The 23,248-nt window shown below is 69.2% G+C and carries 26 protein-coding genes and 1 pseudogene; 11 read left to right on the forward strand and 16 right to left on the reverse strand.

Features of this window, described 5'->3' with window-relative positions:
- From GUY60_RS13915 to GUY60_RS13930, 4 genes are all read right to left on the reverse strand, one after another.
- Positions 1–330: GntR family transcriptional regulator (locus tag GUY60_RS13915; RefSeq protein WP_161697497.1), on the reverse strand; the 330-nt coding region annotated here is incomplete at its 3' end.
- A gap of 41 nt (positions 331–371) precedes the next feature.
- Complete coding sequence (locus tag GUY60_RS13920; protein ID WP_161697499.1) at positions 372–1,079, reverse strand: B3/B4 domain-containing protein; 708 nt, start codon at positions 1,077–1,079, stop codon at positions 372–374.
- Between the two features lie 2 nt (positions 1,080–1,081).
- Positions 1,082–1,684: a LysE family translocator gene (locus GUY60_RS13925; RefSeq protein WP_161697501.1), complete on the reverse strand. Its 603-nt coding sequence runs from the start codon at positions 1,682–1,684 to the stop codon at positions 1,082–1,084.
- A 143-nt stretch (positions 1,685–1,827) separates the two neighbouring features.
- Positions 1,828–2,904, reverse strand: coding sequence for a metallophosphoesterase (locus GUY60_RS13930; RefSeq protein ID WP_161697503.1), 1,077 nt, complete (start codon positions 2,902–2,904; stop codon positions 1,828–1,830).
- 267 nt (positions 2,905–3,171) lie between these two features.
- On the opposite strand from GUY60_RS13930, the gene GUY60_RS13935 reads away from it, so the two are divergent.
- Entirely contained in the window at positions 3,172–4,239 is a 1,068-nt protein-coding gene (locus GUY60_RS13935) for a PI-PLC domain-containing protein (protein WP_187370014.1), read from the forward strand.
- Positions 4,240–4,342: 103 nt separating this feature from the next.
- On the opposite strand, the gene GUY60_RS13940 is transcribed toward GUY60_RS13935, so the two are convergent.
- Together GUY60_RS13940 and GUY60_RS13945 are read right to left on the reverse strand one after the other, a co-directional pair.
- Positions 4,343–4,837: a DUF1348 family protein gene (locus GUY60_RS13940; RefSeq protein ID WP_312866297.1), complete on the reverse strand. Its 495-nt coding sequence runs from the start codon at positions 4,835–4,837 to the stop codon at positions 4,343–4,345.
- Positions 4,834–5,472 carry an HD domain-containing protein gene (locus GUY60_RS13945; RefSeq protein ID WP_161697505.1) on the reverse strand — a complete coding sequence of 213 codons (639 nt, stop codon included), beginning with the start codon at positions 5,470–5,472 and terminating at the stop codon, positions 4,834–4,836. Before GUY60_RS13945 ends, GUY60_RS13940 begins: the two co-directional genes overlap by 4 nt.
- Before the next feature lie 166 nt (positions 5,473–5,638).
- Between GUY60_RS13945 and GUY60_RS13950 the strand changes: the two genes are divergently transcribed.
- The gene (locus GUY60_RS13950) at positions 5,639–6,664 is read left to right on the forward strand and encodes a GlxA family transcriptional regulator (protein WP_161697507.1); all 1,026 of its coding nucleotides are present in this window, start codon (positions 5,639–5,641) and stop codon (positions 6,662–6,664) included.
- Here GUY60_RS13950 and GUY60_RS13955 read toward each other — a convergent pair.
- Positions 6,633–7,073, reverse strand: coding sequence for a VOC family protein (locus tag GUY60_RS13955; protein ID WP_161697509.1), 441 nt, complete (start codon positions 7,071–7,073; stop codon positions 6,633–6,635). The genes GUY60_RS13950 and GUY60_RS13955 overlap by 32 nt on opposite strands.
- Positions 7,074–7,211: 138 nt before the next feature.
- A complete protein-coding gene (locus tag GUY60_RS13960) occupies positions 7,212–8,390 on the reverse strand; it encodes an acyl-CoA dehydrogenase family protein (protein WP_161697511.1) in 1,179 nt (392 codons plus the stop codon).
- A 285-nt stretch (positions 8,391–8,675) separates the two neighbouring features.
- Between GUY60_RS13960 and GUY60_RS13965 the strand changes: the two genes are divergently transcribed.
- Positions 8,676–9,323, forward strand: coding sequence for a TetR/AcrR family transcriptional regulator (locus tag GUY60_RS13965; RefSeq protein ID WP_161697513.1), 648 nt, complete (start codon positions 8,676–8,678; stop codon positions 9,321–9,323).
- 41 nt (positions 9,324–9,364) lie between these two features.
- Here the strand turns inward: GUY60_RS13965 and GUY60_RS13970 are convergent, their stop codons facing one another.
- Both GUY60_RS13970 and GUY60_RS13975 read right to left on the reverse strand, forming a co-directional pair.
- Positions 9,365–10,408, reverse strand: coding sequence for an alcohol dehydrogenase catalytic domain-containing protein (locus GUY60_RS13970; protein WP_161697515.1), 1,044 nt, complete (start codon positions 10,406–10,408; stop codon positions 9,365–9,367).
- Positions 10,409–10,410: 2 nt separating this feature from the next.
- Positions 10,411–11,598: an LLM class flavin-dependent oxidoreductase gene (locus GUY60_RS13975; RefSeq protein ID WP_161697516.1), complete on the reverse strand. Its 1,188-nt coding sequence runs from the start codon at positions 11,596–11,598 to the stop codon at positions 10,411–10,413.
- Positions 11,599–11,811: 213 nt separating this feature from the next.
- Here GUY60_RS13975 and GUY60_RS13980 point away from each other — a divergent pair, with 213 nt between their 5' ends.
- The 3 genes from GUY60_RS13980 to GUY60_RS13990 all read left to right on the forward strand — a co-directional run bounded on the left by GUY60_RS13980 (position 11,812) and on the right by GUY60_RS13990 (position 13,954).
- Complete coding sequence (locus GUY60_RS13980; protein ID WP_161697518.1) at positions 11,812–12,624, forward strand: DUF2182 domain-containing protein; 813 nt, start codon at positions 11,812–11,814, stop codon at positions 12,622–12,624.
- A 143-nt stretch (positions 12,625–12,767) separates the two neighbouring features.
- The gene (locus GUY60_RS13985; RefSeq protein ID WP_161697520.1) at positions 12,768–13,433 is read left to right on the forward strand and encodes a DUF1326 domain-containing protein; all 666 of its coding nucleotides are present in this window, start codon (positions 12,768–12,770) and stop codon (positions 13,431–13,433) included.
- A gap of 221 nt (positions 13,434–13,654) precedes the next feature.
- Positions 13,655–13,954 (forward strand): hypothetical protein, encoded by a 300-nt coding sequence (locus GUY60_RS13990; protein WP_161697522.1) that lies wholly within the window; start codon positions 13,655–13,657, stop codon positions 13,952–13,954.
- 76 nt (positions 13,955–14,030) lie between these two features.
- On the opposite strand, the gene GUY60_RS13995 is transcribed toward GUY60_RS13990, so the two are convergent.
- The 3 genes from GUY60_RS13995 to GUY60_RS14005 all read right to left on the reverse strand — a co-directional run bounded on the left by GUY60_RS13995 (position 14,031) and on the right by GUY60_RS14005 (position 16,242).
- Positions 14,031–15,167: a DUF5954 family protein gene (locus tag GUY60_RS13995; protein ID WP_161697525.1), complete on the reverse strand. Its 1,137-nt coding sequence runs from the start codon at positions 15,165–15,167 to the stop codon at positions 14,031–14,033.
- A 341-nt stretch (positions 15,168–15,508) separates the two neighbouring features.
- Positions 15,509–15,910 carry a DUF6461 domain-containing protein gene (locus GUY60_RS14000; RefSeq protein ID WP_376771227.1) on the reverse strand — a complete coding sequence of 134 codons (402 nt, stop codon included), beginning with the start codon at positions 15,908–15,910 and terminating at the stop codon, positions 15,509–15,511.
- Positions 15,856–16,242 (reverse strand): hypothetical protein, encoded by a 387-nt coding sequence (locus tag GUY60_RS14005; protein ID WP_161697529.1) that lies wholly within the window; start codon positions 16,240–16,242, stop codon positions 15,856–15,858. The genes GUY60_RS14000 and GUY60_RS14005 overlap by 55 nt, the downstream gene beginning before the upstream one ends.
- Before the next feature lie 265 nt (positions 16,243–16,507).
- Here GUY60_RS14005 and GUY60_RS14010 point away from each other — a divergent pair, with 265 nt between their 5' ends.
- Entirely contained in the window at positions 16,508–16,903 is a 396-nt protein-coding gene (locus GUY60_RS14010) for a DUF6188 family protein (protein ID WP_161697530.1), read from the forward strand.
- A gap of 132 nt (positions 16,904–17,035) precedes the next feature.
- Here GUY60_RS14010 and GUY60_RS14015 read toward each other — a convergent pair whose 3' ends face one another.
- Positions 17,036–17,713 (reverse strand): cysteine hydrolase family protein, encoded by a 678-nt coding sequence (locus GUY60_RS14015; protein ID WP_188132495.1) that lies wholly within the window; start codon positions 17,711–17,713, stop codon positions 17,036–17,038.
- Positions 17,714–17,773: 60 nt separating this feature from the next.
- Here GUY60_RS14015 and GUY60_RS14020 point away from each other — a divergent pair, with 60 nt between their 5' ends.
- Positions 17,774–18,286, forward strand: coding sequence for a PadR family transcriptional regulator (locus GUY60_RS14020; protein WP_187370015.1), 513 nt, complete (start codon positions 17,774–17,776; stop codon positions 18,284–18,286).
- 342 nt (positions 18,287–18,628) lie between these two features.
- Here the strand turns inward: GUY60_RS14020 and GUY60_RS14025 are convergent, their stop codons facing one another.
- The gene (locus tag GUY60_RS14025; protein WP_161697542.1) at positions 18,629–19,054 is read right to left on the reverse strand and encodes a DUF6228 family protein; all 426 of its coding nucleotides are present in this window, start codon (positions 19,052–19,054) and stop codon (positions 18,629–18,631) included.
- Between the two features lie 51 nt (positions 19,055–19,105).
- A pseudogene (locus GUY60_RS14030) lies at positions 19,106–19,873 on the reverse strand (MBL fold metallo-hydrolase); the annotation flags it as partial.
- 108 nt (positions 19,874–19,981) lie between these two features.
- On the opposite strand from GUY60_RS14030, the gene GUY60_RS14035 reads away from it, so the two are divergent.
- The 3 genes from GUY60_RS14035 (at position 19,982) to GUY60_RS14045 (ending at position 23,228) form a co-directional block, all read left to right on the forward strand.
- A complete protein-coding gene (locus GUY60_RS14035) occupies positions 19,982–20,467 on the forward strand; it encodes an NUDIX hydrolase (RefSeq protein WP_161697536.1) in 486 nt (161 codons plus the stop codon).
- A 116-nt stretch (positions 20,468–20,583) separates the two neighbouring features.
- On the forward strand, positions 20,584–21,771 hold the full coding sequence (gene argE / locus GUY60_RS14040) for an acetylornithine deacetylase (RefSeq protein WP_161697538.1): 1,188 nt from the start codon (positions 20,584–20,586) through the stop codon (positions 21,769–21,771).
- A gap of 65 nt (positions 21,772–21,836) precedes the next feature.
- Positions 21,837–23,228 carry an MFS transporter gene (locus tag GUY60_RS14045; RefSeq protein ID WP_223178689.1) on the forward strand — a complete coding sequence of 464 codons (1,392 nt, stop codon included), beginning with the start codon at positions 21,837–21,839 and terminating at the stop codon, positions 23,226–23,228.
- Positions 23,229–23,248 lie beyond the last annotated feature (20 nt).

Raw genomic sequence — 23,248 nt, forward strand, 5'->3', positions numbered from 1 at the left:
CCCCTCGACGTGGCCGTCCTCGGTCAGTCGCCGGTACGCCTCGGTGACCACCCCGCGGGATACGCGTAGTTCAGCGGCGAGTACCCGGGTGGCCGGCAGGCGGCTGCCCACCGCCAGTCGGCCATCGGCTATCGCTTGCCGCAGCCGACGGGCGAGCCAGTCCGCCTTGGCGCCCACCGGCACGTCCGCGGCGTCGAGTTGAAGGAAGTCGGAGCCGTACGCGGGGGAACCGCTGTCCGCTGACGCGGCTGCCGCCGTGTACACCTCGGCCGTGCCGCCGGTCACCCGTTCCCCTCCTTCGTCCGCCCCATCCTTGCACCGGGCGCCCATGGTGCCATGTACTTCTGCGACGTCCGAGCGCCGGTCACGGCCTAGCTTCCGAAGGTGAACTCCGGTGCGGAGGAGGTGAGTACGGCGGTCGTGGGGTCGGTCGGCCAGTGCGTGGCCAGCTCCTCGGCGATCGTCTTGAGCAGTTCCGGTACAGCTTCCGTGCCGCCGTCGTGCATGGCTTCCGTGACCACGAGGATCCGGCTGGTGTGTTCGCCGACCGCGGAGTGGCCGCTCTGCCGGTTGGTCCAGCGTCGGGCGTGTGCCCGTCCGGCGGAGTCGGTGAAGGTGACCTCGCCGGGGGCCGGGTGCTCGGTGCTGGCGGTGAAGGTCGTGTAGTGCTCGTCGCCGCGGGCGTAGCGCACTTCGAGGAGGGGGCCGGTGATGCGGTCGGCGTCGAGGACCGCGACCGGGACCGCGTACGCGGCGGAGATCGCGTTGCACAGGTCGACCACCGGGTGGATGTGCGGCAGGGTGCCCTCCTTCCTCAGCCGCCGGAGGAGCGACTCCGAGGCGCACCGGTACTGCGTCGGCTTCAGTCCCATCCGGGTGAACACCCGCCGCCAGGCCAGCACTTCGGGGAGTTGGCCTTCGGTGGTGTCGGTGAGTCGGGCTACGGCGCGGGCGGTGTGCTCGGCGATGCGCGGGCCGACGGCGGTGGCGGTGGCGGAGCTGATGCCGGTGGCGTGGAGGGCGCCTGCGGCGAGTCCGGGGTAGTCGGACCAGATCGCTTCTGCGTGCCGGAAGTGCATGCTCAGGCCACCGCCAGCCGGGCGCTCAGGCCCACGAAGCAGGCGGCGAACACCCGGCGGATGCCGGTCATCACCTGCGGCCGGGCCAGCACGTGGTGGCGTACGGCTGCGGCGCACATGCCGTACGCGGCGAAGACCACGAAGGTCAACGCCATGAAGACGGCGCTGAGTTGGAGCATCGTGGCAAGGGAGCCGGGCTCGCCCGCGGGGACGAACTGCGGGAGAAACGCGACGAAGAACATCGTCAGCTTCGGGTTGAGCAGGTTGATCAGCACGCCGGAGGCGATCACGCGGGCCGCCGGCCGCGCCTCGGCCGCTTCGACGGTCAGCGCGTCCTTGTCGCGCAGGGTGGCCCATGCCATGTACAGCAGGTAGCCGACGCCGAGGTACTTGACGACCTCGTAGGCGACGGCGCTGGTGTGCAGCAGTGTGGCCAGGCCGGTGATCGTCGCTGCCAGGTGCGGCACGATGCCGAGGGTGCAGCCGAACGCGGCGATCACGCTCGCCCGGCGGCCGTGGGACAGTCCGGCGGCGAGGGTGTACACCACTCCGGTGCCGGGGGTGACCACCACGATCAGGGTGGTCAGCAGGAACGCGAGACTCAAGAGGACCTCCGCACGAGTTGGGGTCCTCTCACCCTGACCCGGTCATGGTCCGCAGGACAGAGCCAAAGTGTGCTGGTCTACTCGGTCCATAAGCGAAGGCGGACCACAACGGGCCCGCCCGCGACATAGAAACCCCTTCTGGATCAGGCCCCGATCCGGTCCGTACGTGTGTGGCGGTAGGCGTGCTGGTAGTCGGCCGTCTCGGGGTCGACGGTGTACGCGTCCGTGACGACGCGGCCCGCGTTGATCGAGAGCATCATGAAGCCGAGGGTGTCGTAGGCCGCCCAGAACTCCTTGTTCTCGGGCCGGTTCGCCTTTCCCTTGGTCTTCGCGGCGGCGCCGCAGACGATCTGCTGGGTGCCCTGGTAGTCAGCCCCGGTGTCCAGGATCTGGAGCGTGTGGTCGTGGCCGGAGAGGATGAACTCGGCCTTGCCGCAGACCACTTCCTCGTACAGCTTCTTGACGTGCTTCCCGCTCATGTAGTCGCCGCACGTGATGCCCTCGTACGCCCCCGCGTTGCCGTGCGTGCCGTTGTTGCGCAGCGGGTGGTGGGCGAACACGAACTTCCAGCGGGCGCGGGAGGCGGCGAGTGAATCGGCAAGCCAGGCGCGCTGCTTGTGGACGAAGGGGCCGTCCCAGTGGTACTCGGGGTCGGTCTGCAGGACGTACGAGGAGAGCGGTGTCGTGTCGATGCCGAAGAACTCGACCACCGGGTCCTGCTGCGGGACAGCGACGGAGTAGTGCCGGTCGGGCATGTACCAGCGGGCCGAGTGCTGGTGGTACGCGATCTCGTGGTCGCCGCGTGACGGGCGGCCGCCGCTGCCGGGGATGATGCCGCTGGTGTCGTGGTTGCCGAGCACCATCAACCACGGGACGTCGATGCCCTTGTTGGGCTCCTCGAACTTCGTGCTGAACTCGTCGTCCAGGACGTCCTCGGGGCCGTTCTCGTAGATGTTGTCGCCGAGCCCGATCGCGAGGTCGACGCCGCGCTTCTCGCACAGCTTTCGCGCGGCGGCCGCGACGGCGAACTGTTCGGGCGTGCCGGTGCCCGCGTCTCCCGTGATCAGCACGTTCAGCTCGGACTTGTCCGGTATCGGAAACTTGGCCGTGCCGTTCTCGGCCGCTGCCGCCTGCCACCCGACCGCGCCCAACGCGACGGCGGTGCCGACGCCGCCGACCCCCGCGAGCATCGCGCGCCTGCTGATTCCCTGCGACTGCATCCTGCTGTCTCCTCGTTGTCGGATGCCACGTAGACGATCTTGGGAAGACGAACGGGGCTCAGACGGTCTGGGGAGATGCAGTGAATCTCGGCGGCACGGCGAGGGCCAGGTTACTGACCGGTTACTTACGTCACACTTACTGGTTACCGGACGGTAAGTCAGCATAAGCTCCTCCGAGTTTTGCCTGCTGTCCGCCTTGGCCGCACCTGGGCGCAGCGAGCGGGCTGTCCCCACAGCAGCCCGGAACAACAGAGAGGACCCGTCCGGATGAGCGCCGTGAACAGACGCCGCAGGACACTGATTCCGCTGGCCCTGGCCTTCTCCATGGCCGCCCTGGGCACCGCAGCCGCCGCCCAGAGCGCCGCACCCGCCGAGGAGTCCGGCAAGGGGTCCGGCACTGACCCCGGCAAGGCGTCCGGCAAGAAGTCCAGCAAGGGGTCCACCGATACGCCCGCGGAGCGGTCCGGCACCGGCAAGCAGCGCCCGACCTGGGCCATCGCCCACCGGGTGCTCACCACCGAGGGAGTGACCGCGGCACTCGGGGACGGCGCCAACGCGCTTGAGATCGACGCCACGGCCTGGAAGGAAGGCTGGTGGGCGGACCACGACGGCACCCTCACCAGCTACGGCGACACGATGGCCGACATGTTCGACCGGGTGGCGAAGGAGCACCGGACGGGGCGTCAAGTCTCGTTCGTCTGGCTGGACATGAAGAATCCCGACTGGTGCGACAGCCGTGATCCGGAGAAGGAGCAGTGCTCCGCGGTCGCCCTGCGGGATCTGGCCCGCAGCAAGCTGGAGAGCCAGGGCATCCGGGTGCTGTACGGCTTCTACGGGACCGAGGGCGGCAGCGGCTGGAAGGACCTGACGGGCAGCCTGAACAGCAAGGAAGGCGTCGCCTACAGCGGCGATTACGCGGACGTCCGAGACGGTTACGCCGAGCACGGGGCGGCCATCGCGCAGAACCAGCGTGTGATGGACCAGGGCCTGTTCAGCATGGCGCTGAAGTTCGGCACCATCCGCGAGGAGCTGCGGGCAGGCGGGGAAGCCCGGGACCGCGGGGAACTCGCCCAGACGGTCGGCTGGACCGTGGGCCCCGGCGACCGGAAGCGCGCCGAGACCCTGCTCGACGACTCCGACACCGGCGCCGCCGTGGACGCGCTGATCTACGGCAACCGGATGTCCTGCTACCCCGACGGTGTCCGCGGCCTCAAGGGCTGCGGCACGGACGCCAGTGGCGTACGGGAGTCGCTCTCGTACATCCAGGACTACGTCGAGGCGCATCCGGAGACGCGCCGCATGGCCACCGGCCGGGACATCCCCTTCGGTAGCTGACTCGTCTCTGCCTGCCCTTGGGCTCCGCACGACCGCGGCCCCGCTCGATCGTCTCGAGCGGGGCCGCGTCATCGGTCGACGGATCGGAGCGTCCGTACTCCCCTCACGCCAGAGGGAGTGCCGCCCCGTGCTCCTGCGGCGGGCGGGGACCGTGGATCCGCCGCTCATGCGCCTGGATCGGAACGTCGTTGATGCTCGCCTCGCGCCGCCGCATCAGACCGTGGGCGTCGAACTCCCACAGTTCGTTGCCGTAGGAACGCCAGTGCCTGCCGGCCGCGTCCCGCCACTCGTACTGGAAGCGCACGGCGATCCGCTCGTCGCCGAAGGTCCACAGTTCCTTGCGTAGCGCGTAGTCGAGCTCCCGTTCCCACTTCGCGGCGAGGAAGGCGCGGATCTCCTCCCTGCCGGTCACGAAGGTGTCGCGGTTGCGCCACACCGAGTCGTGCGTATAGGCGAGCGCGACGCGGTCGGGGTCACGGGTGTTCCACGCGTCCTCGGCGGCCTGCACCTTGGCGAGGGCGTCTGCTTCGCTGAACGGCGGTACGGGAGGGCGGAGTTGGGTGTCCTGGTGGATTCGGGTTTCCGGGGAACTGCTCACTGCGACCACTCCGAGTTCTCGATGACGGTCACGAAGTCGGTGCGTACGAAGCCGGGCGAGAAGTGGGCGAGCACATCGGCCTTGACGTTGCCGAACGCGGTGTCGGGGCGGTGCGCGATGCCCTCGGTGAACGCCGCCAGGATCCGGCGCTTGAAGTCCGGGCGCGGGTGCGCGGCCACGATCGCGTCCCGCTGTTCCTGCGTGGTCTCGTCGAAGCCGAGGCCCAGGACGTCGACTTCGACGCCCGCGGTGACCAGGGCCACCTCCGGCTCCATGTGGTACGGGATCTCCGGCGTCGTGTGCAGGGCGATCGCCGTCCACGCGGTCCGGGCGCGCTCGGAGGTCAGACCGTGCCGCAGCAGGAAGTCGCGGGCCGCGTCGGCGCCGTCGATCTCGAAGCGCTGCTCGGACGTGGCGTACTTCTGCGTCAGCCCCAAGTCGTGGAACAGGGCTGCCACGTAAAGGAGTTCGGGGTCGAAGTCCAGGCCGCGACGGCGGCCGCGCAGGGCGCCGAAGAGGTAGACGCGGCGTGAATGGTCGTAGAGCAGGGCGCCCGCGGTGTCGCGGACCAGCTCGGTCGCCTCCTTGGCGAGCGCGCTGTCGGGGATCTCGATATCGGCGATACGTGTGGTCATGGTCGGTCGGCTCCTTGTCGGTTGCTGCGGTCCAGTCGGTGTCGACGGACCGCTTGCCGCCGTTGCTGCGATGCCTTCAGGCTGCCGCCCGCGCACGCCTGCGCACCATGTCCTTTCGGACAGGAATCCCACACATACAGACATGCCGTGGCGCTAACCTGGGGGCATGCGAACCCGTCAGCGTCCCCTCCCCCGTACCGTCGCCGTGCTCGCGTACGACGGCGTGCGGTTGCTCGACGTCACGGCTCCGCTGGAGGTGTTCAGCACGGCGGCCGGCCTGGGCGCCCGCTACGAGGTGGCGCTGCTGTCGCCGGGCGGCGGTGCCGTCACCACCTCGGCCGGGACCCGGCTGCTCACGGACCCGGTCGGCCAACTGGCGGCGTCGCGAGTCCACACGTTGATCGTGCCCGGCTCCCCCGGTCTCCCCGAGGAGGTGCCGGCCGGCCTCCTCGACGCGGTCCGCACCCTGCACTCGGTGTCCTGGCGCACCACGTCCGTGTGCACCGGCGCCTTCGCGCTCGCCGAGGCGGGGCTCCTGCGCGGCCGGCGCGCCACCACGCACTGGCGGCACACGACGACGCTGACGCGACGCCACCCCGACATCGACGTGGACGGCGACGCGATCTTCGTACGGGACGGGCGGATCTACACGTCGGCGGGTGTGAGCGCCGGACTCGACCTGGCCCTGGCCCTCGTCGAGGCCGACGAAGGCCACGAGCTGGCCCGTGAAGTCGCCCGCGACCTGGTGGTCTTTCTCCAACGTCCGGGCGGGCAGTCGCAGTTCTCGGTGGCCGCGCGCACTCCCGCGCCGCGCCACGGCACCCTCGCCGCGCTGCTCAGGTCGATCGCCGCGGCCCCGGCTGCGGACCACTCCCTGCCGGAACTCGCCCGCCGGGCCGGGCTCAGCGCCCGCCACCTGACCCGCCTCTTCAACGAGGAGATCGGTGACACACCCGGCGGCTACGTCGAGGCGGTCCGCCTGGAAGCCGCACAGACGCTGCTTGACGCGGGCGAGACGGTCACCGCGACGGCCCACCTCAGCGGCCTGGGCAGCGACGAGACCCTGCGCCGGGTTTTCCTGCGCCACCTGGGGGTGACGCCCTCGGCGTACCGTGCACGGTTTCGCACGACAGCGCCCGGCGTGAGCGCGAATCCTCCTCTCAGCTCAGTTGCTCGGCCAGTCCGACGATGATGCCCTCCGGGCCGCGGACGTAACAGAGCAGATAGCTGTCCTCGAACCGGGCGATCTCGCCGAGGAGTTCGGCGCCGTGAGGGCGCAGGCGGGCGACGGTGTCCTCGATGTCGTCGACGGCGAACATGACGCGGTGCGTGCCCAGGATGTTGTGCGGCTTGTTGCGCGGACCGTCGCTGGTCGCCGCGGGGCTGCGGTACTTCGCCAGCTCGAGCCGGCTGTGACCGTCCGGGGTCCGGACCATCGCGATGTCACAGTGGACGCCGTCGAGTCCGGTGCACTGGTCGGCGACAGGACCCTCGACCTCCGCCCTGCCCTCCAGCTCCATACCGAGTTCCACGAAGAACGCGATGGCGGCATCCATGTCGTCGACGACGATGCCGACGTTGTCCATCCGCTGAATCGCCATGGTGGTCTCTCCTGCTTCGCCGTGCGGCCGGTGGTGGCCGCTGATGTCCTGTTCCTGCCACTGCTACCGCAGACCCGCGAGCGGCTCTGTACATGGAACGGGTTCTGGCTCAGCTTCCGTGTGCGGCCACGCCGCGCGCTACGCCAAGTCGAGGAAAGTCCACCGCGCTTCGGGCCGCGCCCCGCTGAGCCAGGTCCCGCAGTTCTGCAGGACCACCGGGCTCGAGGTGATGTGCTGGGAGCCCGTGGCGAGGTCGCGCAGGAAGCGTTCGACGGGACCTCGCCGGATCGCCGCTGTGCCCGCCCAGCGGTGGACCGTCCTGCCCACGTCGAGGGCGGTCGACGTCGCGTGGTTGAGCGCCAGCCTCAGCAGGGTGTCCTGTTCGGTGCTCGGCAACTCCCCTGCGTCCAGGGTGACTTCGACGCCCTGCCACACCTCGTACGCCCAGGCCCGTGCCGCACGGAGTCCGGCTTCCGCGGTCGCGTACTCGGCGTGGAACTGCGAGGTGTCGACGGCGGCGTTACGGGTGCCGGTGCGGGCCGCGGCGACCGACTTCAGCTCGTCGAGCAGGCGCCGCCCCACGCCGAACGCCCAGCCGGTGTGCCCGATCGCGGACAGGTTGACCAGACCGAGCCGGTAGATCGCGCCTCCGTTGGCCGGGGTGGTCGTGGTGGCGGGATAGGTGTGCGTGGACGGGACGTACACGTCGGCACAGTGGTAGTCCACGCTGTACGTCGCGCGCAGCCCGAGCACATCCCAGTTGGCGTCGAGGACCACCTGCGACCTGGGCATCGCCAGTACGCGGAGTTCCCCGGTGCCCTCGACCTGGATCGCGCTGTGGACGTGGGAGGCGTGCGCCATGCCGGAGGCGAACTGCCAGGCGCCGCTGACGAGGAAGCCGCCGTCGACCGGGACCGCCCGGCCGGGTCGGGTGCCGTGACCGGCGAGCAGCGCGTACTTCCCGTTCGCGACATCGGGGAACAGGTCCGCCGCCGCGGTGGGACCGAGGTAGGCCGCGGTGGTCGCGGTCATCACCTGCAGCGCCTGCATCGTCCAGCCGGCGGCCGCGTCGTGGTAGCTGACCCGCTCGACCATTTCGAGCAGTTGGCGCGGGGAGAACTCGTATCCGCCGAGGTTCCTCGGCAGCTCGGCCCGGACGATCCCCGCGTCGAGCAGGGCCCGCGCGGTGTCCTCGGTGTGCCGTCCGAGTTCCTCGGCCGGTCCCGCCTGCGCGTCGAGGGTCGCGCCGAGTTCCGCTATCCGGTCGAGCACTGCGGGGAATTCCGGGCTGATGTGCAGTCCGGGCGTGGCCGTCATGGGAGGCACTCCTTGCCGTTGAGTCCGATGAATTCGGTGAGTCCGATGAGTTCGGTGAGTCCGATGAGTTCGGTGAGTTCGGTGAGTTCGGTGAGTTCGAGGCGATGTCAACTCGGCTGATTCTGGCTCAAGTTGAGTGCCTGGCCCGGGGCGGACGCGCCGCGTTCAAGCGGTGTGTCACGAACGTCACGTGTCCTGTGAGGGCGCCCCGTCGGGAACACTCGCGTGGGGCGTGTGGTCGGGGCGTGTGGTTGGGGCGAGTGATCCATGGCTAAGCTGCCGCTCATGGCCGTCACCTCGAACAACCGACAGGGCGAGGCCACGCGGCAGCGGCTGATCAGGGCCGCGGAGCGGCTGTTCGCCGCTCAGGGTGTGGACGCCGTGTCGGTCCGTGCGATCAACGCCGCGGCAGGGCAGGGGCCCGCTTCGGTCCACTACCACTTCGGCTCCAAGGAGAACCTGGTCGCGGAGGTGCTGCTCGGTGTCGGGGCCGCCGTACGCGATCAGATCGCCGGGAACGTGGCGGCGCTGGCCGCACGGCGCGCGGCGCCCACGGCGGCCGAGGTGGTGCGTGCGCTGACGGATCCCTATCTGGCACTGCTCCTCAAGCACCGTGTGCGCGGCATGCGTTGGGTGCGGATCGTGGTGCAGGTGTCGCGGGGAGGGCGGCCCGCCGTCGAGGCCACCGGGCAGGACGCCGTCGCGTCGGGTCTGCGCGAGCAGGTGCGGCGCGCGTTCCCCGACTGCGACGACGACCGGCTCGAACTGCGCTGGCCGATCGTGGTGATGGGGTACCTCCAGACGCTGAGCAACGCCGAGGATCTGGCGACGCGGGGCGGCCGCCTGGACCGCGAGCAACTCGCCGCGTTCCACGAGGACTTGGTGAACTTCACGATCGGCGGCGCGGAGCGGATGCTGGGCCCCAAGGGCTGACGGAGGGGGCTGTATCAGGACGGGGCCCCTCCCCCCTCCCGCTACGGAATCACCATGACCTTGACGTGTTCCTCAGGGTTGCGCAGGGCCGTGAACGCGTCGGCCACCGCGTCGAGCCCGACTCGGCCGGTGATGATCGCGTCCGCGTCGATCTCGCCGTCGGCCAGGCGCTGCAGCACGATCTCGTACGCGCGGTCGGTGCGGCCGTGACCGAAATTGATCCCGATGCGCCGCAGTTGTCCGACGACGGGAATGATCGTCTCGTCGGCGAACGGTGCCGCGAGCACCTGGATGCGTGAGTCGTACGGCAGTCGGTGCAGCAGCGTGTTGAGCATGCCGGGGCGGCCGCTGCACTCGAAGGCGATGAGGTGGCCGTCGCCGGTCGCCCCGTCCGCGGCCAGCGCCTTGCACAGGTCGAAGGGGTCCTGCTCGGTGGGGTCGACGACGTGGTCGGCGCCCATTCTGGCGGCGAGTTCGCGGCGTTTCGGTGACGGCTCGGAGGCGATGACCGTCCGCGCTCCACGGGCCTTCGCCGCGATGATCGCGCCGAGTCCGATGGTGCCGCAGCCGATGACGAGGGCCGAGTCCGCCGAGGTGAGGCCCGAGTACTGCGCATGGAGTTCGCCCACGTGCAGCGGTTCCGCCAACGCGGCGTGTTCGAGGGAGAGTTGGTCGGGAACGTGGCGGGCCCACGCGTTGTCGACCACGATGTACTCACCGAACGCGCCATGGTATTCGTTCGAGTAGCCGATGATCTTCGGGATGCCGGTGGAGGTGTCGGTGACGATGCCCAGACCCGCCACCCGGTCCCCGACCGCGAAGTCGGTGACGGCGCCCACCTCGGCGACGGTTCCGGCGAACTCGTGCCCGAGGACCACAGGCCGGCGCGGGTCGAACCGGGCGAGCTGGTAGTCGGCGCCCTCGACGACCTCGGCGAAGCGGCACGGGTCCTTCGACACGGTCAGGTCACTGCCGCAGATACCGCACGCGGCCACCTTGATACGCAGCTGCGCCGGGCCGAGCGCGGGCAGTTCGGGTACGTCGGCGAGTGTGAAGGTGCCGTCCAGGTACTGCACTGCGCGCATGCTCAGGCTCCGTTCCCGGTGGGCTGTTCGCCGTAGTAGTCGGTGTGCGCCTTGGTGATCGCGCCTGCCAGGCTGCCGATGAGCTGCTCGCGGTGGTCCTCGGCGTACTGCAGGCTGGCCTGGCGGTTGCGGTTGCGGCCGCGGAAGTGCGGGACGACCTCGGAGGCGAACAGCTCGTAACTCCGCTTGGTGTCCTCCCAGTTGGCCATGTCCACATGCAGGATCAGCAGCGTGCCGAAGCCGCGGGTCTGCTCGATCAGCCGCTCGATCTGGGCGATCGCCTGGTCCGGGGTGCCGATGACGGCCTGGCCGAACTCGCCGAGGGAGTCGCGGCGCCAGTGGTCGATCACGCCTTGCGGGGTCTCGCCCCACTCCGGGCTCCGGCCGGCCTGCCGGTTCGCGTACGAGGCCATGGCCTGGATGCGGCGGCGGACCGCGCGCTCGGCGTCCGCCTGGGTCTCGGCGAGGAACATCGGGTTGACCAGACGCCACCGTGCCCGGTCGGCGACGTGTCCGTGCTCGGCGGCGACCTTCTCGTAGATCTCCCAGTTCCGGCCGAGCGCGTCGAAACCGGACGGGGAGCTCGCGGCGAGCGAGAGCAGCGACAGGCCGTTGCGGCCGGCGAGGACCGAGCCGTTCGGGGAGATCGTGGAGGCGGCGACGACCTCGATGCCCGCCGGATCGTAGGTCGGCAGCTGGGCGCGGGCGTCGCGGAGCGTGAACCAGTCCGTCTCCATGTTCACCAACTCACCGCGCAGCAGCGGCAGGATCGCTTCGAGCGCCTCGCCCTGCATCCGTCGCTGCTCGGCGGGGTCGATGCCCATCATGCGGGCGTCGAGCGGGATCTTGCCCGGCCCGGTGCCGAGGACGACCCGGCCGCGGGTCTGCAGGTCCAGCTGCGTGATGCGGTCGACGGTGATCAGCGGGTGGTGGTACGGGAGCGACACGACGCCGGTGCCGAAGCGGATACGGGACGTGCGTTCGGCGGCGGCCGCGATGAACTGGTCCGGTGCGGGCACGATCTCGGCGCCGGTGGAGTGGTGCTCGCCGATCCAGGCCTCTTCGAAGCCCAGGTGGTCGAGGTGCTCCATCAGGTCGAGATCGCGCCGCAGTTGGAGCGCGGGGTCGGCGTCCAGGGGGTGGAACGGGGCCAGGAACGCCCCGAAGTTCAGTGAGTCGGCCGTCCACATGGTTGAGATCTCCTCACTACTCGACGTCGCGTGGTTATCTATCACGGATTTGAATCACTTGATAGAACTCTTGCAGTGGCCCACGGCCTTCGAGCCGCCTTCGAACCGCCTTCGCGACGGGGCGTGACGCCGACGATCCACGGCCCGGTTCCGGTTCCTCCAGCGCCCGCTTCTGTGTTCTGCTGGAGGAACCGGGCCTCTGGAAGGAACGCCATGCTGCACAAGCGCGTCGCGGCCCCCGCGCCGGCCCAGTTCGGCACCCTCCCGCTGCGGCGTGATCTGGCTGCCGCGTGGATCCTCATGGTCGTGCTCGCCGGGCTGGCATGGGTTCTCACGGTGGCCCAGTCCCGCGACATGGGCGTGGAACCGGGAACGATGGGGCTTGCGCTGCCCCTCTTCCTGTTGCTCTGGGTGACCATGATGGTGGCGATGATGTTCCCGTCGGTGGCGCCGGTGGCCATCGCCTGGGCGCGGGCGATCGGTCGGCAGTCGACCGGTGTCGCGCGCGCCGCGCGCATCGCCCAGTTCGCCGCGGGCTACCTGGTCTCCTGGGCGGTATTCGGTCTGGCCGCGTACGGGGTACTGGCGGCGACCGGGAACCTGGTGGACGACCATCCCGACGCGGGTCGCTGGCTGGGCGCCGCCGCGTTCCTGCTCGCGGGGCTGTACCAGTTCGGGCCGCTGAAGCGGGTGTGTCTGCTCCACTGCCGGAACCCGCTGGCGCACCTGGTCCAGTACTCGCGCTGGCGGCCGTGGGCACGGGACCTGCGCGTGGGCATGCACCACGGGCTCTACTGCGTGGGCTGCTGCTGGGGCCTGATGATCGTCCTCCTGCCGCTCGGCGTGATGAACGTGGCGGCCATGGCCGGTCTCGCGGCGGTGATCTTCCTGGAGAAGCTGTGGCGGTGGGGCCCGTGGCTCACCTGGCTGGTCGGCCTCGCCTTCCTGGTCCTGGCCGTACTCGCTCCCTTCCAGGACTGGCTGCTGCCCGGCCTTCAGATGTCCGAGTCGCCGATGGTGATGTAGCCGAGCCGCAGCCCGGCCGCTCGCGTCCTCGGCCCATGAGGCGCACGATGGAAGGGAGGCCGCTTGCGATCCCGGGAGCGGGCTCGGGGCGCGGTCTCGTCACTCCACGTGAGCCTCCAGGGCTCGACGGGAGAGAAGCGACGATGACTGAGCAGGTAACTACCGATACGCGCTGGCACCTGACCGGCGACTGGTTCGATGTGTGCAAGTGCGCCATCCCGTGCCCTTGCACGTTCGCCCAGCCTCCCACCTACGGCGACTGCGAAGGCGTACTGGCCTGGCACATCCGGGAAGGCAACTTCGGCGACGTACGGCTCGACGGTCTCAACGTGCTGATGCTCGGCTCCTTTGTCGGCAACCCCTGGGCCCGTACGCACACCGACGCGTACGCCGCGGTCTTCTTCGACGAGCGTGCCGACGACCGGCAGCGCGCCGCCCTCCAGAGCATCTTCGGCGGTGAGGCGGGTGGCTGGCCCGCAGAGTTCGGCGAGATGTTCGGCCCGGAGATGCGGGGCATGGAGTTCGCTCCGATCCGGATCGAGGTCGACGAGGACCTGAGCGGCTGGCGTGCGGAGGTTCCCGGACGCGTATCGGCAACCGCCGAGGCGCTGACCGGGCCGACCACCCCGGACGGGGCGCGGGTACAGGTACTCAACGCGCCGGGCGCCGAGGTCGGGCCGGGCCAGGTCGCCACCTGGGGCCGGGCCACCACCGACCGCGCCGACGCGTTCGGCTTCTCCTGGGACCGCTCCGGAAAGTCGAGCAAGCACTTCCCGTTCGACTGGGACGGCGACGGCGGTACGGGTTGACCCCGGAGCGTGTGCGGGTAGTCGTAGGCGGTCAACTCCCTTGCGGTTCACGTGCGTTCGGGTCGGCCCGGCGTCGGACGTCTGGCTCCCGGGAGAGGCCGGACAACGCTCAGCGCACACCGGCCACGTATGCCTCCTCCGGCCCAGCCCGACGCGCAGGCAGCTCGCGAGGATGGTCAGCTTGTCGAAGGACTCTGTACCTCTTCGCAAGGGAACTCAGCATGGCGATCGTCGCGATTTTCGAAATGCCGGGGATGACCCAGGCCCAGTACGAGCGCAGCGCCGAGATGGTGGCCGGCCGTCCTGGCCCCGTCAAGACCGCCTCCGACTGGCCGGTGACCGGCCTCATCTCGCACACTGCCGCCCCTACCGACAACGGCTGGCTCGTCGTGGATGTCTGGGAGTCCGAGGAGGCATTCCGCAAGTTCGGCGAGACCATCATCCCGATCCTGCGGGAACTCGGCGTCCCGGAGGGCGTGCAACCGCGGATCTACCCGGTGTTCAGCATGGTCACGCCCTGAGCCGTGTCTTGTCGATGACTCGGTGAGGCGAGGGCGCGGAGGTCATCGACGGGTGACTCACCGTTCGGCCGATGGCCTACGCCGATGGCCCCACGGCGGCGTCGTCCTCTGCGGGATCATCCTCGTAATGGATGGTCCCGTTCTCGTCGAGGCGCGGGTGGATGACCTCAGGTTCGTGGTCGCCGATGCCGTCGGACGGGCGGGGGCCTTCCGGCCCGTCGGGGCCCCAGCGCAGCAGCCGGCGGGCACGGCAGATCCGGGAGGTCCTGGCGTGGACGACGACCTCGTTGAGGCGTTCGGTGCGCAGCCGGTCCGCCGCGTCGGCGAACACCGTCAGCTCGGTCACCGCGGGGTCGGTGCCCTCCTCGATCAGGGTGCGCGCGTCGACTCTGATCGGGCCGATGTGTTCCGCGTCCTCAGGGATCAGGCCGTGTTCGCGGGGCAGCAGCCAGACCAGGTCGAAGTCGAGGACCCGGCGCGCGTCGTGGGCGGTGACCACCAGGCGGCTGCCCGGACTCCAGGACTCGTCGCCGAACCGCTCCACGATCCGGAACGCCACGGGCATCAGCAGAATGTCCGGATGGCTCTCCACGGCCTGCGCGGATTCGCGCAGCACCTCGGCCGGAAACCTGGCACCGGTGTAGGCGAGGGTGCGCAGGGACAGGCGTTCCGCCGCCGTGACGGGAGACAGGGGTGCGTCCGGGTCCAGTACCAGGCCGTCGTCGACCCTCGCGTCGCGGTACTCGTGGCTCCAGTCGGGCATGAGCGGCTCCGGGTCGGTGGCGCGCGGCATCTCGATGTCGCCGTGCTCGCCCATGGTCATGTACTCCTCGGCCCTCACTACGCGGTAGCGAGTGCCGAGCACGGCGAGTTCGTCGACGCGCTCGGTCTCCAGGCGGGTGACCGCTTCCAGCAGCGCGCGCCGCTCCGCCCGGTCCTTGGCCTCGTCCTTCGCCCTGAACCAGAGCAAACTGTTCAACGCGTCGCGAGCGGGCTGCGAGTAGCCGTGCGTGACCTCGACGACCACCCGCCAGCGGGACCCGTCGTCGGTGTCCTGCGCGGCCACGCCGAACAGCGGGCCTCTGACCGCCAGACGATTACTGCGCACCGCGGCGTCACGCGCGTCGGCCTCCACCGCGGCCTCCACCGGCTCCACCGGAACCCTGACCGTCACCGGCCGCAGGCCCGGCCGTCCCACACCCTCTTGCCTCATACCGCCCATCCTGGCCGCAACTATGCGTCCACATGACGGATTCGGCCAGATCGCCCGGCTGGGCCGCCTGCGGCGACCTACGACGCGAGGCCGCGCGACTCGGCCCCGTGCCGCGTCCGTGTCGGTGTATGCAGCCGCCGATCACCCTTAGCCGCCAACAGCACTGCGTCCGCCTCCAGTTGGCCGGGGCGGGGCGTCATGGCTCCCGCCGCCCTGTCAGGCGGCGCGGAGCGGAGCACTGTTCCGTTCCGGGCGGATCGCGGAATGTGTACACGCCCTACACGGTCGCTGCCCCGCGACGGTGCGCGACTTCGACGGGAACCCACATGGCGTCTGCATTCTTACGGGGCGTCCGGCAGAAAGGCCGTGAGCAGCGCTCCACGGAGCGTGGTGGGGTCCGGGAGCTCGCCGTACTGGTCATGTACCAGATGCAAGACGTCTTGGAGGTCCGTCGTCCAGTCGGCCTCGTCATCCGTGGCCCGTTGGGCAATGACGTGCTGCAGCCGTTCCGCGAAGGTGTGTGGGCCCGGGCCGCTCCGGGTCTCCTGAGGGGCGTCCGGCTCGAAGTCGCTGAGTCTGACGCCGTCACGAGCGTGCTTGGACGAGGTCATGCCGTCGGCGGTATGGGTGAGGGCGACGGTCTCTGTGCGTGAGGACAGGTGGGAGAGCACTGGATCCTGGCCGCCCGTTATGCCGATGTATTCGAGCGAGAAAGCGCAGACGCCGCTGTTCCCGAACCGGATGACGGTCCCTCGTCTCCGCCGGTGCCGCTGGGGTCGACCTCCAGGAAGTCGTCCAGGGAAAGCGACCTGGCCTGCGCCGGGTCGATCCCGTAGGCACGGATCACATCGTCAGTTTTCTGGTCCCTGGTCAGGGTCAGACAGAATCCGAGATCGCTGAACTCCACGAGCCACGCGGCGAGTTCGGCCGCAGGGTTGAGAGTGTCGGCCGTCTCCGGCATGGCGTTCACCTTCTTCTCTGGCCGCGGCGCACGTGATTGAGTGCGCTGGCGGGTGACGACGTATTCGTAGCGTTCGGCGTCCAGGACGCGTTCGCGTACCACGAAGCGGCCCAACTCGCGGCCCGCTTGCTCATTGTCGTCCTGGCCGACATGGCTGCCTACGGAGGGGGTGTGCCTCCGTATGGGCTTGCTCGTGTGGCGAGTCGGCGGCGCGGCCGCTACTGAGCTGCGCGGCTGCGGTGGGTACCGGTGCTCATGGCTCTGTGCCGGTGCGGGTCCTGGCGTGGCGTGCCTCGTGTGCCTTGGCGGGGGCACTCTGGCAAACCCTGCTGACCGCCTGTCTACACTGCTCACGACGCACTGAGCCTCTGGAGGTGTGGTGAAAGTCCCCACAGCGCTGGTCGGTGCCCGTGTCATACGCACCGCCTTCGACCACCAGGTCCGGATCAGCTTCACTGATCAGGAGCCCGACGGCCGGATCCGTCTCGATGGCGAACTCGTCATCGAGACGCCGATCACCCTCACCGATGCCGCCGGGGCCCAGGCCATCCTCCTGCCTGGGACGGGAACGGCTTTGGCACCACTCCTCGGGCTGTTCAACACAACCGTGACCAAAGCCGAGGTCACCGGGCACGGCACCTTGTCCCTCGGTTTCGACGACAGCACTCGACTGAGTATCGACCCAGATCCCGACTACGAGTCCTGGAGCCTGACCGGCTCAGGACTCGAACCAGTCCTGGTCGGTCCAGGCGGCGAAATCGACTGGCAGCACTGAGCACTTCACCTGTGTGCAACGATCCCTGGCATCCGCCAGCGGTCAGAGGGCTTCGTGCATTGATCTCCAGCACGGGTTCTCGCGGTGCGCTCTTCGACGCTGACCATGTCGATGTCCAGCGGCTCAGCGTGGTCAGCCAGCTCCCTCGCCATCTGACACTGAGGTGGCTGCGGCAAGTCGCTCGGCGATCTCCTCGGCGGTGAGCACCAGCGCGAATCCCTTGCGCAGAACAGCGAGTTCAGGTTCCTGCCGGGACTCGTCGTCGGTGGCCGTGACGTCGGATCCGAAGACGACCTTGTAGCCGCGTTCGTACGCCTGCCGGGCCGTGGTGCCGCAGCAGTAGTTGGTGAGCGTTCCCGTGACGATGACCGTGTCGCGGCCGAGGTTGCGCAGCATCGTGTCGAGCGGGGTGTCGTAGAACGCCCCGTAGGAGGGCTTGCGGATCACGGCCTCGTTGGGGTGGCGGTCCATCGGGGCCCACACCTCGGCAGGGCCCGGCCGGTGCCAGTCGGTGTCGGCGTGCGGGAGGAATCGCAAGGTGTGCGGCCGGTCAAGGCCGAGGTGGGTGTCGTCGAAGATGGTCCAGATCACCGGGACGGAAGCCGCCCTGCATTCTCCGACCAGTTGGTGCAGCCGGGGCGCCATCCGGGTGGCCGCAGGCACCCAGTAAGGGCTCCAGCCGGGCCGGACGAATTCGTCCTGCATGTCGATGACCAGCAGCGCCGCCCGTTCAGGCCGTATGCCGAACGATGCCCGGCCGTGCTCGTAGGAGTTGCGTGCCCTCGTGGTCACCCATTCCTCGGTGTACATCACCCCTGAGCTCCCTACATCGATTCGAGGTACCTCGTTTCGATGTGCGAGAGTAGCAGCATGCTCGAACTCGCGATCCTGGGATTCCTGGCCGAGGGGCCGCTGCACGGCTATCAACTCCGCCACCGGATAGCGCACTTGTCCGGCCATGTCCGCCCCGTCAGCGACGGCAGTCTCTACCCGGCGATCAATCGGCTGGTCAAAGCCGGGCTGTTGGAGCGGCGGACCGAACCGGGCGCCTCGGCCGCTCAGCGGCACACCTTGAGCCTGACCGACTCTGGCCGCCGCGAGCTGCTGCGTCGGCTGCGGGACGCCGACGAGCTGGACATCAGCGACAGCACCCGGTACTTCACGGTCCTGGCCTTTCTCTCGCACCTGCCCGAGACCGCCGACCAACACGCGGTACTGCGCCGTCGGCTGCACTTCCTGGAACAGCCCGCGAGCTTCTTCCACGACGGCGACCGCCCACTGGGTGCCGACGACGTCGACGATCCCTACCGGCGCGGCATGCTCACCATCGCCCGAGCCACCAGCCGTGCGGAAAGGTCCTGGCTTCGGGAGGTGTTGGCCTGATGTGGCGTCAGCGGCAGTCATCTCGTACGGACTGGGGGCTACGCGCTCGTGATGGTCGCCGGGAGGTGTTCCCGCTTGCCGCGGCGAGGCGATACGCAGTCGGCCCGACGCGCCAACCCGAGTCGTGGTCGAAGGGCGGCCGCTGTCCCGCTGCGTTGTGCGCGAGCTTGGCCACCAGTTCCGCGCGTGCAGAGCAGAGCACAGTGCGCGTGCGTCCGCCGGTGGGTCTGCTCTGCTGAGGCGGCGTTGCCGGATTCGGTCGAAGACTTCGCGGCCCCGCGGCCACTGGTCTTCACGTTCTGCCAGGATCAGCGCCTCGTCGACTCTGGTGACCACCCCGGGTCAGCCACGATCGCCCCGATCCTCGTGAAGGAAGTGGCGGAGTTCGGCGGCGAGAGCGGACATCTGCTCACCAGCCTCCAGCCATGTGGTGACGGAACTTTCCCAGCCGCCTGCGGCCGTCGGCCAGGGCCGAAGAGTCCAGGTCAACCCAACGTGCCCGCCCGACCGGAAGGCCGCTCTGAGGGTGAGGTCACGATCGTTGTTCTGCCAGACGCGCTCTCCGTCCCACCCTTGAAAGTCCCGAGCCAGCTCCTCCAGGAAGCGCACCAGGTCCGCGTCCCAGATCCATGCGACCACTTCGTCGACACGAGCGTTCAGCCCGGGCGCGCACGCCTCAACCGCGTAGTGCACGCAGTCTTCGTCCTGACGGAAACGGTCACAGAACCTCACCCTGACCGCCGGGTTGTCCTGGCAGTGGACGACCACCTCGGTGGCGTAGGCACGGGGCAGAGCGTCGCGGGCCGCACCCGCGACGTAGCCGATCGAGAAGGTGACACCGGGAGCGGCGTAGTCGACGGGACCGTCGAACCGGGCCGAAGCGCGTGCCACAGCCTGTTGCGGGGTGAGGGAGCGGCCGACGTGCGTGACGATCAACCGGCCCGCGCGGGCTGCGCCGGCCGTGTCGCCGGTGTCCTCAGGTGTGTGGTGCACCTGTTCGCCCTCGGCCGGCACCTGCGCACTCTCGGCCTCGCACAGCAGTACGTCGCACCCCTCGGCCAGCTGCGTGAGGCCGAGGCACGGTGCCGTGTCCCCGGAGTAGACCAGCGACCGGCCCCCGGCCTCGATGCGTACGGCAAAGGCCGGGATGCCGTGTGCCACTGCCCGGCTGGTCAAAGTGAGGGCGCCTGCGTGCACTTGATGCCCGTCGTGTAGTTCATGGACCGCGAAAGCTGATTCGACCGGGCTACGGGTCGAGGTGTTGGTGAGGAAGTGCGCAAGGCGGTCAACGATGCCCGGCGGGCCGTACAGCGGGATGGGCGCGGCGAGTTGCACGTCCGCGAAGAGTGCGGCGTAGTACGCGGTGAGCAGGTCCGCGCTGTGGTCGGCGTGCAGGTGCGAGATCCAGATCGCGTCCAACTCGTCCAGCCGGACATGCCGTTGCAACTGGGCCAGCGTCCCGCTGCCCGCGTCCACCCAGACCCGCGTATCGCCGCTGGACACCAAGTAGCCGGAACAGGGGTTGTCCACGCTCGCGTAGGGCGTCGCGCTCCCCAGGACGGTGAGCCGGAAAGGATCGCTGGTCATCCCGGGAGTCTAGAACGCTTGATCCACCGAGCGTTGACGGTTTCTCGGGTACGGGCATCAGTGCAGTGATTGATCGACAGTGCCCCTCCCCGCTGGCACCCTGACTCCATGCGGATACCCAGACAAGCAGCCAGAGTCGCGGTCCTGGACCCTGTGGGGTCGGTCTTCCTGCTTCGGTATGACAACGAGGAAGTCGGCGTCCACTGGGCGATGCCCGGCGGTGGGATGGATCCGGGCGAAACTCCGCTGCAGGCCGCTGAGCGTGAGTTGCGCGAGGAGACCGGGTGGGCCGACATCGTGGTCGACGGGACCCTGTTGTGTCTGTGGGAGCACGACTTCACCAGGGCCGGGGTGCCGGTTCGCCAGCACGAGCACATCTTTCTCGCGCAGGGGCCCCGCCGCGACCCGGTCGGTGACCTTGCCGCTTCGCATGCCGCCGACAAGATCCTCCGGTGGCGATGGTGGTCGCCGACTGAACTGTCCGGTGGCGCTGAGGCGTTGTGGCCGCCGCAGTTGCCCGAGCTGCTCGCGGACGTACGGAAGAACGGTGCACCCGCGACCCCTGTCGACCTCGGGTTTGTCCGGAATGGCTGATCGGCGGGCCCCGACCGTGTTGCCAATGAACCGAGTTGTCAGTGAACCGGGTGGTCGATGATCATCTGTCATCAGCACAACGCGTAAGACCGCCCAACGCCTTGGAGGCTCAGACCATGCCGGCCGACAGCACCAACCTGGTCCCGTCCGATGTGACGATGGACTGGATCACCCGTCTCATCGGCATCGACACCACGAGCCGGGACAGCAACCTGCCGCTCATCGAGCTCGTCGCCGAGGAGCTCCGTGCCCACGGCGTCGAGCCGGTGTTCGTGCCCAACTCCGATGGTACGAAGGCGAATCTGCTCGCCACGATCCCCGCCGCCGACGGGTCGACCACCGGGGGCATCGTCCTGTCGGGGCACACCGACGTGGTGCCCGTCGACGGGCAGCCCTGGAGCAGCGAGCCGTTCCGGCCCGAGGTGCGCGACGGGCGGCTCTACGGTCGGGGTACCTGTGACATGAAGTCCTTCGTCGGCGCGATCGTCGCCAAGTTGCCGCAGTTCACCGGCGCATCGCTGAGCGAGCCCGTGCACCTCGCGTTCTCGTACGACGAGGAGATCGGCTGCGTCGGCGCCCCGTCCCTCGTCGACGAGATGGTGCGGCGTGAACTGCGCCCGCGTGCCTGTGTGGTCGGGGAGCCGACGAGCATGCGAGTCATCCGCGGCCACAAGTCCATCACCCTGCTCCGGGTCGCCTTCCACGGCGTCGCCGCGCACTCCTCGCTGACGCCGCAGGGTGTCAACGCGATCGAGTACGCGGCGCAACTCGTCCGTTTCGTACGCGCCTTCGCCGAACGGCAGCGTGTGGAGGGGCCGTTCGACGAGTACTACGAGGTGCCGTTCACGACGGCGACGGTCAACCAGATCGCCGGTGGTATCGCCGTCAACACCGTCCCGGCGGAGTGCTCGCTGAGCTTCGAGTTCCGTGCGGTCGGGGGCGTCGATGTGGACGAGACGATCGAGTTGTTCCGCGCCGAGGTGCGGCGTATCGAGGCGTTGATGCGGGAGGAGAACCCGGAGGCGCGCATCGAGGTGTCCGTCGGCGCGAAGGCTCCGGGGCTCGACACCTCGCTGGACGCCGAGGTCATGGAACTCGCCTCGCGGTGGGGCGGCGAGGTGAGCCCCGGGAAGGTCACGTACGGCACCGAGGCCGGGCTGTTCCACCAGGCCGGGATCCCGACGGTCGTCTGCGGTCCCGGCGACATCGCGCAGGCCCACTCGCCGGACGAGTTCGTCGAGCTCGAACAGATCGCACGCTGTGAGGCCTTCCTGGACAGCCTCATCGACCAACTGCGTTCCTGAGCAGTCCGGCAACTGCGTGCCTGAGCAGTCCGGTTCAGCCGGCGCCGTCCCACGCCACTGAAGAGATGGCTGAAGAGAAGACCGAAGAGAAGAGGGCCACGCCCACCATGACCACCACACCAGCCGGCACCCCTACCGGTCCCCCCACCGGCGATCCCGCCGACACCTCTGCCGACGCCTCTGCCTCGTCCGTCTCGCCGGAACGCATAGCGGCCGCCCGCAAGGCGGTGATCAGCAGCTCGATCGGCGCGGCCCTCGAGTGGTTCGACATCATCGTCTACGCGTCGTTCGCGGTCGTCATCGCGAAGAACTTCTTCCCCGGCGGTGACAGCGGCCTCGGCCTCATCCTCACCTTCGCCACCTTCACGATCTCGTACCTCGTACGGCCTCTCGGCGGTCTGCTCATCGGTGGCTACGGCGACCGGTACGGGCGCAAGAAGGCGCTCACCCTGACGCTCATCCTCATGATGGCCGGGACCGTGCTCATGGCCGCTGCCCCGACCCACCAGGCGATCGGCGCCTGGGCGGGCCTGATCATCCTGGTCTCACGGCTCGTCCAAGGGTTCTCGGCCGGTGCGGAGTTCGGCACGGCCACGACGTTCCTGATCGAGACGGCGCCCCACCGCAAGGTCTATTACTCCTCCTGGCAGGTGGCCAGCCAGGGCGTGTCGATGTTCCTCGCCTCGGCCTTCGGCTACGTGCTGTTCAAGTACCTCTCCGAGGACGACCTGTACTCCTGGGGCTGGCGGATCCCGTTCATCGTCGGCATCCTCGTCGGCCCTGTCGGCCTGTACATCCGGGCTCGCCTGTCCGAGACCGAGGAGTTCAGCCAGGGGCCGCGGGAGCGCACGCCGGTCCGGACCACGCTGACGCGCCACCTCGGCCGGGTGCTCACCGGTGCCGCGTGCGTGGGCGTCGCGACGATCTCCGTCTACCTGATCCTCTACATGCCGACCTTCGCGGTGAAAAGCCTCGGGGTGCCCGCCGACGCCGCCTACCTCGGTGGTGTCGTCGCCGGTCTCGTCACGCTCGTCGGGGTGCCGCTCGTCGGCAAGCTGGCGGACCGGGTGGGGCCGGCCCGTGTGATGACGTGGGCGGCCGTCGCCGCACTGGCGCTCGCGTGGCCGCTGTTCAAGGCGCTGACCAGCTCACCGACGGTGCCCACGCTTGTGTGTGTCATCGCGGTGCTCGGCGTCATCATGGCGTTCTACTTCGCTCCGCTGCCCGCGCTGCTCACGTCGCTCTACCCGCCCGAGGTACGCACCACCGCTGTCTCCACCGCGTACAACCTCGGCGTGACCCTGCTCGGCGGCATCGCGCCCCTCGTACTGACCTGGCTCATCGACCGCACCGGCTCGCTCGACTCACCCAGCCTGTACTACATGGGCGTTGCCGTTATCTCGCTCCTCGGCCTCTGGTTCGTACGACGTCACACATCGGTTGCGCTGCCGAAGTAGTCCTGGGGTGGGGGTGGTTG

Source organism: Streptomyces boluensis, from assembly GCF_009908195.1.
Taxonomy (GTDB): domain Bacteria; phylum Actinomycetota; class Actinomycetes; order Streptomycetales; family Streptomycetaceae; genus Streptomyces; species Streptomyces boluensis.

What these genes read in the sequence shown, in the direction of transcription:
- GUY60_RS13920 (WP_161697499.1), bottom strand. Translation starts at nt 1,079, where the DNA reads ATGCACTTCCGGCACGCAGAAGCGATCTGGTCCGACTACCCCGGACTC.
- GUY60_RS13930 (WP_161697503.1), bottom strand. Translation starts at nt 2,904, where the DNA reads ATGCAGTCGCAGGGAATCAGCAGGCGCGCGATGCTCGCGGGGGTCGGC.
- GUY60_RS13935 (WP_187370014.1), top strand. Translation starts at nt 3,172, where the DNA reads ATGAGCGCCGTGAACAGACGCCGCAGGACACTGATTCCGCTGGCCCTG.
- GUY60_RS13945 (WP_161697505.1), bottom strand. Translation starts at nt 5,472, where the DNA reads ATGACCACACGTATCGCCGATATCGAGATCCCCGACAGCGCGCTCGCC.
- GUY60_RS13950 (WP_161697507.1), top strand. Translation starts at nt 5,639, where the DNA reads ATGCGAACCCGTCAGCGTCCCCTCCCCCGTACCGTCGCCGTGCTCGCG.
- GUY60_RS13955 (WP_161697509.1), bottom strand. Translation starts at nt 7,073, where the DNA reads ATGGCGATTCAGCGGATGGACAACGTCGGCATCGTCGTCGACGACATG.
- GUY60_RS13960 (WP_161697511.1), bottom strand. Translation starts at nt 8,390, where the DNA reads ATGACGGCCACGCCCGGACTGCACATCAGCCCGGAATTCCCCGCAGTG.
- GUY60_RS13965 (WP_161697513.1), top strand. Translation starts at nt 8,676, where the DNA reads ATGGCCGTCACCTCGAACAACCGACAGGGCGAGGCCACGCGGCAGCGG.
- GUY60_RS13970 (WP_161697515.1), bottom strand. Translation starts at nt 10,408, where the DNA reads ATGCGCGCAGTGCAGTACCTGGACGGCACCTTCACACTCGCCGACGTA.
- GUY60_RS13975 (WP_161697516.1), bottom strand. Translation starts at nt 11,598, where the DNA reads ATGTGGACGGCCGACTCACTGAACTTCGGGGCGTTCCTGGCCCCGTTC.
- GUY60_RS13980 (WP_161697518.1), top strand. Translation starts at nt 11,812, where the DNA reads ATGCTGCACAAGCGCGTCGCGGCCCCCGCGCCGGCCCAGTTCGGCACC.
- GUY60_RS13985 (WP_161697520.1), top strand. Translation starts at nt 12,768, where the DNA reads ATGACTGAGCAGGTAACTACCGATACGCGCTGGCACCTGACCGGCGAC.
- GUY60_RS13990 (WP_161697522.1), top strand. Translation starts at nt 13,655, where the DNA reads ATGGCGATCGTCGCGATTTTCGAAATGCCGGGGATGACCCAGGCCCAG.
- GUY60_RS13995 (WP_161697525.1), bottom strand. Translation starts at nt 15,167, where the DNA reads ATGAGGCAAGAGGGTGTGGGACGGCCGGGCCTGCGGCCGGTGACGGTC.
- GUY60_RS14015 (WP_188132495.1), bottom strand. Translation starts at nt 17,713, where the DNA reads ATGTACACCGAGGAATGGGTGACCACGAGGGCACGCAACTCCTACGAG.
- GUY60_RS14020 (WP_187370015.1), top strand. Translation starts at nt 17,774, where the DNA reads ATGCTCGAACTCGCGATCCTGGGATTCCTGGCCGAGGGGCCGCTGCAC.
- GUY60_RS14035 (WP_161697536.1), top strand. Translation starts at nt 19,982, where the DNA reads ATGCGGATACCCAGACAAGCAGCCAGAGTCGCGGTCCTGGACCCTGTG.
- argE (WP_161697538.1), top strand. Translation starts at nt 20,584, where the DNA reads ATGCCGGCCGACAGCACCAACCTGGTCCCGTCCGATGTGACGATGGAC.
- GUY60_RS14045 (WP_223178689.1), top strand. Translation starts at nt 21,837, where the DNA reads ATGGCTGAAGAGAAGACCGAAGAGAAGAGGGCCACGCCCACCATGACC.